The sequence below is a fragment of the Mucilaginibacter sp. UYP27 genome, assembly GCF_040547175.1.
Lineage (GTDB): Bacteria > Bacteroidota > Bacteroidia > Sphingobacteriales > Sphingobacteriaceae > Mucilaginibacter.
Genome location: NZ_JBEPPE010000001.1, coordinates 315,623 through 328,060, shown reverse-complemented (window position 1 = coordinate 328,060; position 12,438 = coordinate 315,623). Strand labels below are relative to the sequence as shown.

At 42.1% G+C, this 12,438-nt stretch carries 11 protein-coding genes; all 11 read right to left on the bottom strand.

The window, feature by feature from the left end:
- Positions 1–143 precede the first annotated feature (143 nt).
- The 11 genes from gltX to ABIB39_RS01345 all read right to left on the bottom strand — a co-directional run bounded on the left by gltX (position 144) and on the right by ABIB39_RS01345 (position 12,382).
- Complete coding sequence (gltX, locus tag ABIB39_RS01395) at positions 144–1,664, bottom strand: glutamate--tRNA ligase (protein ID WP_354426808.1); 1,521 nt, start codon at positions 1,662–1,664, stop codon at positions 144–146.
- A 106-nt stretch (positions 1,665–1,770) separates the two neighbouring features.
- On the bottom strand, positions 1,771–2,481 hold the full coding sequence (locus ABIB39_RS01390) for a hypothetical protein (RefSeq protein ID WP_354426807.1): 711 nt from the start codon (positions 2,479–2,481) through the stop codon (positions 1,771–1,773).
- Positions 2,482–2,617: 136 nt separating this feature from the next.
- Positions 2,618–3,466, bottom strand: a complete 849-nt coding sequence (locus tag ABIB39_RS01385) for a transglutaminase-like domain-containing protein (RefSeq protein ID WP_354426806.1) — start codon at positions 3,464–3,466, stop codon at positions 2,618–2,620.
- A complete protein-coding gene (locus tag ABIB39_RS01380) occupies positions 3,456–4,193 on the bottom strand; it encodes a proteasome-type protease (RefSeq protein WP_354426805.1) in 738 nt (245 codons plus the stop codon). The genes ABIB39_RS01385 and ABIB39_RS01380 overlap by 11 nt, the downstream gene beginning before the upstream one ends.
- A 93-nt stretch (positions 4,194–4,286) precedes the next feature.
- Complete coding sequence (locus ABIB39_RS01375; protein ID WP_354426804.1) at positions 4,287–5,261, bottom strand: transglutaminase family protein; 975 nt, start codon at positions 5,259–5,261, stop codon at positions 4,287–4,289.
- A gap of 89 nt (positions 5,262–5,350) precedes the next feature.
- A complete protein-coding gene (locus ABIB39_RS01370; protein ID WP_354426803.1) occupies positions 5,351–6,286 on the bottom strand; it encodes an alpha-E domain-containing protein in 936 nt (311 codons plus the stop codon).
- Positions 6,287–6,389: 103 nt separating this feature from the next.
- Positions 6,390–7,838, bottom strand: a complete 1,449-nt coding sequence (locus ABIB39_RS01365; protein ID WP_354426802.1) for a circularly permuted type 2 ATP-grasp protein — start codon at positions 7,836–7,838, stop codon at positions 6,390–6,392.
- Positions 7,839–8,249: 411 nt separating this feature from the next.
- Positions 8,250–9,389 carry a sterol desaturase family protein gene (locus ABIB39_RS01360; RefSeq protein WP_354426801.1) on the bottom strand — a complete coding sequence of 380 codons (1,140 nt, stop codon included), beginning with the start codon at positions 9,387–9,389 and terminating at the stop codon, positions 8,250–8,252.
- Between the two features lie 140 nt (positions 9,390–9,529).
- Positions 9,530–10,726 carry a glycosyltransferase family 87 protein gene (locus tag ABIB39_RS01355; protein ID WP_354426800.1) on the bottom strand — a complete coding sequence of 399 codons (1,197 nt, stop codon included), beginning with the start codon at positions 10,724–10,726 and terminating at the stop codon, positions 9,530–9,532.
- Positions 10,727–10,837: 111 nt separating this feature from the next.
- On the bottom strand, positions 10,838–11,572 hold the full coding sequence (locus ABIB39_RS01350; protein WP_354426799.1) for a hypothetical protein: 735 nt from the start codon (positions 11,570–11,572) through the stop codon (positions 10,838–10,840).
- A 162-nt stretch (positions 11,573–11,734) separates the two neighbouring features.
- Entirely contained in the window at positions 11,735–12,382 is a 648-nt protein-coding gene (locus ABIB39_RS01345) for a hypothetical protein (protein WP_354426797.1), read from the bottom strand.
- Positions 12,383–12,438: the final 56 nt, after the last annotated feature.

The following is a 12,438-nucleotide window of genomic DNA, read 5'->3' as shown; positions in this document are numbered from 1 at the left end:
GTCGTTGAGGGGCATAGCGACGTGGCAATCTCGTCGAGTTCGATATGCGAACGACGAGATTGCCACCCTATCGCTCGCAAAGACATTTTTTAAAGGGAAAGGCGTAATCAATGCGCCTTTCCCTTTAATGTGATTCTTTAACCTTATGCTGTAAAAGCTTCTATCGCTTTTTCTATCCGGATAATGGTTTCGCTTTCGCCAAGTAGTTTGGCTATGTCGAAGACGTGAGGCCCAAATTTGCCGCCTACCAGCATAATGCGGAACGGCAGCATTACATCGCCGGCCTTTAAGCCTTTTTCTTCGGCAAGGGCTTTGAATTTAGCTTCCAGTTCGTGGGCGTCAAATGTGTCGGGGCTGCTTAATATGGCGATGAACGCGGTAAAGAAATCTGTTTTGGCATCCGTCCATTTTGGTTTAACGGCGTTCAGGTCATACTCTGCAGGCTGTTGGAAAAAGTATGCAGACTGCTGGTAAAAATCGGGCAGCAAAACGCAACGCTCTTTAACCACATCAATCACCTTCAACAGGTATGCCTCATCTTTTATAATGATGCCTTTAGCCTTTAATATTTCCCAAACTTTAATCTTCAAGGTTTCGGCAGGGGTGCGTTTTATCCACTCGGCATTGTACCATTTGGCTTTTTCAAAATCGAATTTTGCACCCGCTTTGCTGATTCGGTCTATAGAGAATTTCTCTATCATTTCGTCAAGCGTAAAGATCTCCTGGTCGGTGCCATCGTTCCAGCCAAGCATAGCCAGCAGGTTCAAAAATGCTTCGGGAAGGAAACCTAACTCGCGGAAACCCGGGGTTAGTTCGCCTGTTTTGTTATCCAGCCAGTTCATGGCATATACCGGGAAACCAAGGCGTGCTCCATCGCGTTTGCTTAGTTTGCCGTGGCCGTCTGGTTTTAATATCAGCGGTAAGTGCGCCCATTGCGGCATCTCGGCTTTCCAGCCCAGATACTCCCAAAGCAGGATGTGTACCGGTGCAGATGGCAACCACTCTTCGCCACGGAAAGCATGGGTTATTTTCATCAGGTAATCATCAACCACCACGGCTAAGTGGTAAGTTGGCATCCCGTCGGCTTTTAAAAGTACTTTATCGTCAACCTGGTTAGTTTCAAAACTAACATGGCCGCGGATCATATCGTTAAAATTGATGGTATCATCCTCCGGCATTTTTATGCGGATAACATGTGGGGTGCCATCATGTAAAAGTTTCTCGGTTTCCTGCAAAGGCAGGTTAAGCGAATTGCGCATGCCGTTGCGGGTAGAAAGGCCGTATTGGAAGTTTGGAACATCCTTACGTTTTTCGTTTAACTCGTCGGCGGTATCAAAAGCATAATAGGCGTGGCCGTGTGCCACAAGTTTTTCGGCGTATTCGCGGTAAATGGGTTTGCGTTCGCTTTGGCGGTACGGGGCGTACTGGCCGCCCACAACCGGGCTTTCGTCCGGCGTAATGCCGCACCATTTAAGGCAGTCTAAAATGTATTGCTCGGCACCATCTACGTAGCGGGTTTGGTCGGTATCTTCGATACGGAGCACAAAATCGCCTTTGTGTTTTTTGGCAAATAAGTAATTAAACAAAACGGTACGCACACCACCAAGGTGTAAACCACCTGTAGGGCTTGGCGCAAAACGGACTCTTACTTTTTTTTCTGACATCGCGCAGCAAAGATAACCCTATTAACCGTAAGCCAAAAGATTGATGTAAAATGTGGCAGGATGGTTATCTATAGAATGAGAAAGTCTGCGTCTATAGAAAGTGATTCTATTTAATTTCAGCATGATTTTTTTCAAGCAAACGAATTAGTGCCTTCTTGATTGTCGTGTCAGTAACTTGATGCATCATGAATTTCACATGCTCAATTTGATCGGGCGTTAATGTATCCGACATCTTGAAATGGTCACTGTAATTCATATTGGCTACTATTCCACTAATCATTTCTCCTTTATCCTTGCCCTCTAATTTTAAGAGTTTGATTGGCTTATATTCAAACCTGTCAAAAGTCATGTCGTTTAAAAAGCTCACTTGTCCCACTAAACGGCGAGTTTCAGCAATACCATCATCTGTGATAAATTTGGTAGTAACGAATACCTGTAAAGAATCAAATTTTGTAATTGCTCTATATTTCGGGCCAGAGGGTTTGTATTCCATCATCCCATTAGAATAATCCTTGTATTCGCCTATAAGGTTTATCGACTTATATTGTCCTGGAGCAACAACTATAGGGAATGATTTAATGTTTTCATCGCCTATTCTTTTAAAGTATGGTTTTGTTGTATCGTTTGGAATAACCTCCAGTTCAATATTCGCTTCGAGTAGCATCTCATTCTGATTCCCCTCGTTTTTATAAATCATTGGAATAATTATTTTCTCATTAACTGAAGGAGTTAAAAAAGTATAAATCATTTCATGACTAACATTGAAAAATTGATAATACATTGTAATGATTGAGATAATGAATGCGAGGATGCTCATAATGCTGATGAAATTAGCATTAGAACTTAAATATCTGGAAACACGACGAATTAATCTCATAATCTATCAAATCATAATTTCCTAATGTCTGTAAGTTATTATTAGTTAAGAAATTAACGTTAATGGATACTCTTTTTTACAAATACGTCACACCGTCAAACACGGATTTTGTGTAGTAAATTGGCTCAAAAGGTTCATCATTAAGCATCTGGCAATCGGCTTTTACGTTGGTGCAAAATACATCGCCAAATATGCTTGCAATGGCGGCATCGGCAGCGTCGCGGCCGGTGGCTATTTTTACAAGTCCGTTAAGCGGGGCAAGTTTAGTAGCATCAAACAGGATCCACTCGCCGCCAATGTAAGCCTCAAAACAAGCGTGGAAATCTGCAGGGACAAGCTTATAAGCATACCCTGTAAAGTAGCGGGCAGGGATCGTTAATGCACGGCAAAGGGCAATACCTAAATGCGCAAAATCTCGGCAAACACCCGCTTGCTGGGTAACGGTATCGTAGGCCGAGGTTTCAGAATTACTAAATCCACTCAGGTACTCTACATTTTTATGGATCCACTCGGTAACAGCAACCACCTGCTGATAGGTGTTGTCGATATGCCCAAACGTGTTGTTTGCTAAACGGTACAACTTGTCTGATTGGCAATACCTGCTTGGGTTTAAATAAGTTAAAACCAAAGGGTGAAACTGACTTACCGGGATCTCCAGGAAATTATGATAATCTTTTATTTCGTAGTAATTATCAACCGTGGCTTCGTACTTAATGTTTACGTGCCCGGTTTCGGGGATGTCCAATCTCACAAAGCGGTTTTCGCCATTAGTTGATGGTAACTCTTCGGCCTTTATATAAGGATCTATGCTGAGCTTTTCGTATAGTATAGTTTGGTGCGCTGTACGCAGCGCGTGTACGTTTAATATAAGTGTGCTGGGTGCCTTAACTTCGTATCCTAACTCTGCCGAAACTTTAAACTTCATCTTTTGACACAGGTAATTTTGCAAACGCTTTTTCCATCCAATCTCCCGATATATGCTGTAATGCCGCTTTCAACTCATCATCCCATTGTGCCGAAATACTGGCCATGTCTTTTTGAGTATATCGCTGCTCAACCAACGTAAAAGTATCTTTCTTATAAAGTGCAACATCGATCGGGAAATCGACATTGTTACTGCTCACCCTTGTAGAATCGAACGAGAGGAACGCAGCCTTCAATGCCAAATGCATGCCAGAATCTTCGTCAATAGTACGATTTAAAATAGCCTTGCCATGGCCCGAGTTGCCAATAGCAACAAACGGTGCGCCCTGCCCAAGTTCTACCCAGTTCCCTTCGGGATATAGCAGGAAAAGTTTGTGCTCGGTATCGCCTTTTAACTGCCCGCCAATAATGGTGTTGAGGTCGAATTTAAAGCCGGCCTTCTCCAATGTTATGCGGTCTTCTTCACCAACGCGGCGTACCTGCTCGCCAAAGGCGTTCACGGCCTGGTAAAGTTTATCAAAGCTTTGGGTTTCTACCAGTTCGTTAAAATACACAACGGCTTTGTCACGTACAGATCGCAGCCCGCTGGTCATGATGAACATGCTGCCGCCGTCTTTTTGTACGGTGGTCAGTTTCTTTTTAACGGTAGTTTCGGTACCCGATGTAATGCGGGTATCGGCAAGGGCAATTAAGCCTTCTTTAACTTTAATTCCTAAACAGTAAGTCATGATTTTTTGAAAAAGAACCAAGATATAAGAATCAAGAGTCAAGACAAATTATTCTCTTGTCTTGACTCTTGGCTCTTGTATCTTGCCTCAGTATTATTGCTGTTGTTGTTGTTGTTGAATCATCTCCATATACTTCGCATAGCTATTGCGCGATGCTGTAGTAGAAGCTTTTGGGTGATCATTCGATACGGTAAATATATCTTTTTCTTCGTGAACCTGCCCGTCTTCATATCCAACAGAAACCGATACTTCCAGCCTGTGGCCTGCCGCTCCTTTATAAACGCCCTTAACCGGCGAACAATCAGAGAAGTTACGTCCCACCGCTAAACGCACATGATTTTCGTTAGCCACGCAGTTATTAGTAGGGTCGATGCCAAGCCATCCGTATCCGGGCAGGTAAGCCTCGGCCCAGGCATGGGTCGCGCCTTCGCCGCGCATGCCATCTTTATTTGGGCAGATGTAACCGCTAACATATCGGGCCGGGATACTAACCAATCGCAGCATCACCATCAACAAATGGGCAAAATCCTGGCAAACGCCGGCGCGGATCTTCCAGATCTCATCAAGCGTGGTTTCAACGGTGGTTACACCTTTTATATATTCGAAGTTCTTGTAAATATAGCTGCAGAATTTTAACGCCGTATGGTAAGGGGTGTCTTCCACTTTACGTTCAGATTCTACCACCGGGCGCAGTTCGCTCAATCCCTCAAAATATTCCTGTTTCAGGAAATCGATATAAGGCACTACGTGACGCAGGTTAAACAGATCGTTCCATTGCTCGGATGAAAAAATATTATCTAATGGCAAAGGGCGCGGGTGTGTGATGATGGATAATTGCGAATTGATCACCATCAGGTTATGCGGTTCGGTGTAAGTAAAACTGCCTACTTCGTTACCGTAATAATCAATATAAGTATCTACCTGCGGGTGCCCGCTGATGTTCAAATCGTGCTTTAAAACTTCCTGGTAAATATCAACAATAGGGTATAGGATAATTTTGTTGGCGCTATCGCGCACAAAACCATCGTAAGCGTATTTGGTGACATGTTGTATTTTAAATTCGGGCATGATATAATGTTTAATTTGACGATTTGACGATTTGAAAATGCTTGTCCCTTCATTTTCAAATTTCAAATCAGCACATTTTCAAATTGAGATTAAGAGTTTGCAAAGTAATACTCGTTAAGCGAGTTGCCAATGCGGTAAAGGTCCTCGCGCAGGCTGGTTAGGTACTCGTGCAGGCCCACCTGGCTAATACTTTTAACCGAGCTATATTTGATATTGCTTTGCAGCTTTCCTATTTGAAATGAGATCTCGCGGTAATCGTTCACATTGCTGTTGTTCTTCAGCCTGTCAAAATACCGCTGGATATTATTTACCGAATAGATAACAGAGCGCGGGAAATCGTTATTCAAGATCACCTGCTCAATTACGTTATGTGCTTCTAATCCGTCGCGGTAGGTTTTTTGGTAAAGCTCGTAGCCTCCTATTGATAACAACAGGTGTTTCCAGTAGGTGATATCAAGGAGCAGGTCGGGGTTGTTGTTTATCGGCCCAAACTTTACATCAAGGATATCTATCGACTGGATCGCGCGCTCCAGGTATTTACCAATGTTCATAAAGCTGCGCGCCTGGCCGCGTTCCATGGTGATTTCCGCGGTTCCATAATACAGCATAACCTCTTTGATCAGCACATCCAAAACACCTATTGGGTCGTCCTTTTTAAGGCCTGCTAAAATGCGGGGTTCTTTGGCGGTATGGTAATACTCGTTAAGGCATTGCCAAAGGTCTTTTGGGATGTGTTCCTGTACACTGCGGGCGTTTTCGCGGGCAAGCGTTACCAGGTTCACGATAGAGTTCGGGTTATCCTTATCTATCACCATGAATTTTAAAACCGCCCGGCTGTCGTTATTCAACTTGGCTATCAGTTCTTCGTCCGACCCCGAAAAAATGTGGATCACCGGTTCCCAGGTAAAGCCTGCAACCGAATCCTGCGACGAGGCATAGTTGGTCTTTAACATTCTTAAAATTCCGTCGCTACGCTCAATATATCTGCTTAACCAATAAAAACTTGCTGCTACCCTACTTAACATTTGTCGTTATAATAATGAACATCGAATTTTGAACGCCGAACATCGAAGCACTTCAATATTCACTATTCAAAATTCAGTATTCGACATTTATTTTCAATTCTTTCTAACTCAAAACCCACGTATCCTTGCTGCCGCCGCCTTGCGAACTGTTCACCACCAATGAGCCTTCTGTTAAGGCCACGCGGGTCAATCCGCCGGGTACAATCTCGATGCCATCGGGGCCGCAAAGCGCATAAGGCCTTAAATCGATGCGCCTTGGTTGCAAAACACCGCCAATATAACACGGCGCTGCCGACAGACTAATGGTTGGCTGCGCGATAAAATTGCGCGGGTCTTTCAGGATCTCCAGTTTGTATTTTTCTATCTCTTCCTCGCTTGATGCATGGCCCATTAACATCCCGTAACCGCCGCTTTCGTTGGTCTTTTTTACAACCATTGTATTAATGTTCTTGAAAACAAAGTCGCGCTCGTCCGGGTCAGACAGGCGGTGCGTTGGCACGTTCTTCAGTATTGGCTCTTCGTTCAAGTAATACTTGATCATGTCGGGTACATAAATGTACGTCGCTTTATCATCGGCCACGCCATTACCTATTGCATTTACTATAGCTACGTTACCTTTACGATAGGCTCCCATTAGCCCGGCCACGCCTAAAACGCTGTTTGGGTTAAATACCAACGGGTCTAAAAAGTCGTCGTCCACACGGCGGTAGATTACATCAACCTGTTGCAGGCCGGTTGTGGTTTTCATATAAACCTTGTGGTTGTTCACTACCAGGTCGCGCCCTTCTACCAATTCCACACCCATTAAACGGGCAAGTGTGGTATGTTCAAAGTAAGCCGAATTATATATCCCCGGACTAAGCAACACTATAGTTGGGTTGCTTATCTGCCTTGGTGAAAGGGAAAGTAGATTTTTGTATAGAATAGATGGATATTCCGTTACACTCCGCACACTACAATTTGGTAACAGGTCGGGGAACAGGCGTTTGGTTATCTCGCGGTTCTCCAACATGTAACTTACACCAGATGGGGTGCGAAGGTTATCTTCCAGTACATAAAAAGTTCCATCATGGTCGCGGATCAGATCGATACCGGCTATGTGTACATATACATCATATGGCACATCCAGCTGATACATTTCACGCAAAAAATGCGGGCATGAGTACACGATATCTATCGGTACAATGCCGTCTTTTACAATGAATTGGTTGTGGTAAATATCTTTCAGGAAAAGGTTTAGCGCTGTAAGCCTTTGTTTAATGCCTTTTTCTACAAAGGCCCATTCATCAGAAGTAATAACTCGGGGAATAATATCAAACGGAAATATCTTTTCGATGCCCTCGCCGCTATTGTAAACGGTGAAGGTAATTCCCTGCGTCATAAACAGGCGTTTAGCCAGTTCTTCTTTTTTATTCAGATCATCCGGCGATTCTTTAGCCAAATACTCAATTACTTTTTGATAATGGTCGCGAACAATGCTGTTTTCGTTGTACATTTCGTCCCATACGCCGTTTATTAAATTGTATTTTTCAAAGTGTTGCGACTTGTACATAAAATATCCCCTTTAATGTCCTAAAAAATTAATTTGTTATTTAAAACGGTTTATTTAAATCTATTTAACAGCTATAATTAACTATTCTTTGGTAAATTATAAAAATAATCGCACAAATAATGCAAGATTTATATTATTTTATAATAATAGCTTTAATTTTTTGAATAAAAGTAAATGCTTAATGCGTTTGTTTCTGCAGGTAGATTACAGAACAAGCAATTTAATGCAAGTGTTTGCAGGTGTAATAAGTATTTGTTTGGAAGGAAAAGAAATTTATAAAGCGGCATGTCTAAGCGATAGCATCTGTATGCCACCACTTACACCATCGTAGCATTTGAAGGCAGTTTAACCAACATTAACAACTGTATTTCGCCAAGGTAATAGATAAGTATATGCGAAAGTAAACTTAGCTTACCTGTCACTTTGCTCTTCCATATTTAAATCGGTATTGAATGGGCTTTTAGTAAACGGATAAACAGATTGCTTTAAAAAGCCTTTAGGATAATTCCCCTCGTGTACACCGGTGCCTGCGGGCCATTCGTTGCCCGGCAAATAATAAGTGCCAAAGATTATATCGATCAATGGAAAAATGGAAGCGAAATTATGCCCGTAATACTTTGGGTCCTCGCAATGATGCCAATGATGGTATTGAGGGGTAGTGAAAATATACTTGATGAAGCCAAAATTAACACGGGTATTGGCGTGTATAAGTACCGCATGTATGGCTATAAAAATAATATAAACATTAAAAACAGTTGTTGAAAAGCCCAGCACATACAAGGGAATAAACGTCATTGCCCTGGTGAAAAATATATCCATAAAATGAGTGCGGCTGCCGGCCAGCCAATCCATATTTTGTGTAGAATGATGGATGGAGTGGAAACGCCATAAATAAACCCGCGTATGGAAAAAACGGTGTGCCCAATATTGAAATAGATCTGTAGTGAAAAAAGCAATAAATAAAGCGACAATAAAAGGAAGGCTTTGCACCCACAAATGCATTTTATCCAAACCCATCCATCCGAAAAACAATATTGCAGGCTTTTGGGTAACAATGCCAAAAAATTGAATAAATAAATGACTGATAATAAAGTAAATCAAATCGGTACGCCACTCTTCGTGAAACTTGGTTTGAAGTTTGTTTTTGGGGAAAAACAACTCCAGGGGTATAAAAATCACGGTCATTAAAAGCAGGTCGAGCAACATCCAGTCTAACCCGAAATGCCAGCTAACTTTTTCAACGCCCCGGCCTTGTACTGTAAAGGCGCCAAGTAATATAGCCACCCCAGCGATACCCGATCCTATAAAAGCAAGTGTGAGTTTTTTACTAAGCAGGATGCTAATTAATGCAAAAAAGAACGCTGCTATGATACCGGCCGCCATTAAAATTTGCATGCTTTCTTTAGTGTAAATTTCTCTAAACTCCGGTGTGGTTAGTCGCTCCGGGTATCGGAAACAAAAGATGCCCAAAAGCGCCAACACCGATAAGAAAATGGATATATACCCACTTATCTGACCTTCTCCAACTTTTAAACGTTCTCTTTGCGGCATATGCTAATCGGTCTAAAAAAACTCAAGTAATTGTATTGCAAGCTAGTTAATATACTCAAACAAAAAAATAAATTGATCATGTGTAATTTCTCAAACATCTTAACCGGATTTGAGCCGAATGTATAAAACATGGGCAACTGTTAAGTAATAGTCTCTTTGGTTTCGGTGGGCAGCTTATCGTTAGTAAAATCTTTAAAAAGCAATTCCCAGGCTATTTTAAACCAGATAATGATGGGTATATACGCTTTAATGGCGTAAAGCTGCATCCAATGCCGCGCAGGCTTAGGGAAAGCGTCAGACGGGCCAAGGCCGGTTATCACGAGCAGTAAAACCAGCATGATAATGTTGAAACGGCTAAAGGGTTTCTCCTGCATCATCATGTATATAACGGCACCCGAGGTAGCAATAATAAAGGTAGGGTGTTCTGACGCGGTGCTGAATATAACAACCATTAACAACATGGAACACATTACCTGTAGCTGAAATTTGAGCGAGGCATATTGCTTAAACCTCAATAAAGCGGCACCAAAAACAGCCGCACCACCCAATAAGAATGGCCAGTTAGGGATGCTGCTATCCTGGAACAATCTGCGGGTTACACCCATAATACACCAGTCGAAACCGGTGGTAAGGTCTTGGTTGGTGAGGTTTTTGGATGATAGTGCGGCAAACCAATCCCTGTAACTTTGAATCAGAAAACCCGGCCCTGAAATTATCGCCGGCAGGCAGAAGAAAACGACCAACCATATAAACGACCAGATGATATATTTTACCTTGTTTTTAGAGAATACAAAAAACGCTAAACCAACAATAGGATAGATTTTCATCAGCGTACCAAAAACGGTAAAAAGCGTGCTATATTCATCTTTCTTTCGCCTTATAAAAGTAAAACTAAGTATGATTATAGCAGCAATAGCGGGGTTAAACTGCATGTAATGGCTGGAGTTTGCAAACTCGATGGCGCACAGTAAAAGGATAGCGGTTTTGGTGCGATTGTTAAACGGCAGGGTGTTGATGGCCCACAAAAACATAGCGGCATTGCCAACCTCCCAAAAAAAGAAGCCCCAGCTTTCGGGCATCAGCGACATGGGCGCTATGAGCAATGTAAACGCCGGACCGTAGATGTACACGTCATAATACTCTTTTGGGTATAGCAAATAAAGATTTACATGGTCTCGAAAGTGAAAGTATGAGGTGCGGAAGATGAGGTAATTATTATCTATATGCCTGAAATACTTTAGCTGCCAGCAAAAAATAGCTACGGCTATATATAGCACGCATGTCCATTGGTAGCCCGTTAGTTTTAGGAATTTTTTTGGTGATAATGCTTCGCTCATCTACGGTATAAAATAAAGCAAAATAAATTTATTTGCTTAGGCTAAATGCAACAAAAAGGCCGCTTTATAAAAGCGGCCTCGTATCGGCATAAAAATTAATCTCTTAGTATCTTATCTTTTATGGTGTTCAAAGCCGCGGGCTTCAAACGCTAAAAGTACGTTGATAATTACCCTATTGTAAATAGCCGTGTTACTTGTACTGCTGATAACAATTGCGCCATTGGTACGGGTTGCCGCGTCAATAGTTGCAGAAGGGATTGCGGTAAGCAATTTATTAAGGTGGAAGGCAAGCTTGGCAGTTACGTTGGTAGTTGCATCGATGGTAACATTTTCAACTTCAGCTTTAAGTATGGCGTTGTCGTTGTAATCAAATTCGATTGGTACGGCGACACCACCGGTTGTAGTAAATGTGCCTTTAACCGTAAGCGGAATATCAGCACCTGCCGATTTTACCAAAAGCACCTTTACTTCAATTTGTTTATAAGTACCGGTATCAATTTTAGCGGTAATAGTTACCGGGTCAATAGCCAGCAGATCGAGATTGTTGATGTTTTTTGTGGTGATCTCTATTTCCCGGTTATTCTTTTTGGCTTCCAGTTTAAAACGGCTGATGTTGGCAATAGCCGATGTCCATTTGATACTGGCGTTTGTGGCGACTGATGCGTTAGTTTGCAACCCACCTGTGGATGTCGTATTCACCGTTGAGGAAGCATTATCGGCACTAAGTGCAAATGCAACATCCGCGCTTGATGCCGTGCTGGTGTTTGAGTTGTCTTTTGTACACGATACCAGGGCAACGCTTGCCACCATTGCAATTGCGCTAAATTTTAAGATCGATTGTTTCATATTGTTATTTGTAGGGGTTGTTATAGCTTAATACGGCAGGAGGGCACATCTGGTTGCTTTGTGCTGTGAAATAAAAAAGATTTTGCTCTTGTCGCTCTTTTGATAAGCCTACGCATTGCTGCATAGGCTTTTGAGCATATATTATAAGGTATAGCTAGGGTTTTAGAAAACGTAATTGACAGAGAGCGATAAGGCGTTTGCGAAACTTAAATTGAAAGCGTTATAAGTGCCTTTTATAGATCCATCGTTTGTTTGATGTACATAACTTAAATTGCCGAGCCCAGCTGCAAGTCCTAATTTTTTTACGGGGAAGTAAACAAAATCTAAGCTAACGCCGCCTGAGTAGATTTTGTAGCTATAATCATTATACGAAGGACTGGTGTCGTAAGAAGCATCTTGCGCTCCGTATAGATAATTTAAATATGGGCCGGTTCTTATACCGATTTTATTATCATACAAAACGTATTTTCTTAAATATACCCCGGCACCAAATCCATGCGATTTTTGTACGCTAAATGAATTTAAAGCGTTTTCATTTTCTTGTTTCGATCGCCCATAACCAACTGTGATACCGAGATCAAGGTTGTCTGCAATAAAATAGCTGTAGTTGGGGTAAAAGTTGTAGGATGTTTTTTTTGAATGAAAATTATCGCCGTAAGCGTTGGTATTTGGGTCAAACGATCTGGAATCGTCGCTTGAAGTAGATACGCCAAAACTGGCACCCAACATTTGGCTGCCTTTTTGTGTTTGTGCTTTAGCGGTTTGGATGGCAATAACTGATACGCATACCAGCAGGAGTTTTTTGTACATAAAATTGTTTTAAGGTTTGTTATTTGATTTAAAATCGGCCTTATGACGGTACCTCA